2 pseudogenes are annotated in these 861 nt (G+C 64.2%); one reads left to right on the plus strand and one right to left on the minus strand.

From position 1 onward, the window contains the following. Positions 1–548 (plus strand): annotated as a pseudogene (locus EOA29_RS38300) (hypothetical protein); the annotation flags it as partial. 5 nt (positions 549–553) lie between these two features. On the opposite strand, the pseudogene EOA29_RS38305 reads toward EOA29_RS38300, so the two are convergent. Next, positions 554–861 (minus strand): annotated as a pseudogene (locus EOA29_RS38305) (hypothetical protein); the annotation flags it as partial.

Below are 861 nucleotides of genomic sequence, written 5' to 3' on the forward strand. Positions count from 1 at the left end.
CCAATATCGATCTCGACACCATGGCGAAGAAAGCGATCGAAGCCTTTGATCTCAATAAGAATCCGCCGCTGTCGGATGAGTTCGGCGACGCTCTGGTCGCCGATTTCCTGGCCAAGACACCCAAGTTCGTCCTTGGCCACAGCACGGTGAAGAACGGCGATATCGAGGTCGCGATGGAAGGCGAGATGACGTTTCCGGGCAAGAAGCCGGATGCGACAATGATCGTCGATGTCGCGGGCTACGACAAGATCGTGCAGGTCCTGCAAGAGGGGGCCAAGAGCGACGAGCAACTGGCACAGGCGTTCCCCTTCGCGCTCGCCGTCAAAGGTTTTGGCAAGACGCTGCCCGATGGCCGGCTGGAATGGGTCATCAATGCCAAGGCCGACGGTTCTGTCACGGTCAATGGCGCCATGCTGAAGCCGGCCGATGCCGTTCAGGACGACGGCGCCGGCCAGGATGACGGCTCGGGCCAGGACGACGGCTCGGATCAAGAGGACGGCTCGGGCCAGGACGGCAATGGCGGCGCCGGAGCGAAGCTGCAGCCTTAGCGGCCTTAGAGGCCGAGAGCGCCCGCGATCTTCGGGGCCGCGTCGCGCCAGCTCTCGACAGAGATGATGTCGTCCGGAGTCGGCGGCAGGAAGGCGCGCAGCGAATTGTCAGCCATCAGGTGAAAGAGGTGCGCGTCGGCGACTGAGTCGCGCGCCGACATCAGGTTGGAAGGCTGGTCGTCGACAAAGGCGACGGACCTGCCCTTGGCGCCGCGCAGCTTGGCGATGGCCGGTCCTTTCGCCATTTCCGTGGTCAGCAGCGGGTAGTTCAGGCCGAGCGCGTCGAGATGCGCCCGGCGCACGGCGCGATGCC

The sequence above is a fragment of the Mesorhizobium sp. M1E.F.Ca.ET.063.01.1.1 genome (assembly GCF_003998155.1).
In the GTDB taxonomy this organism is placed as follows: domain Bacteria; phylum Pseudomonadota; class Alphaproteobacteria; order Rhizobiales; family Rhizobiaceae; genus Mesorhizobium.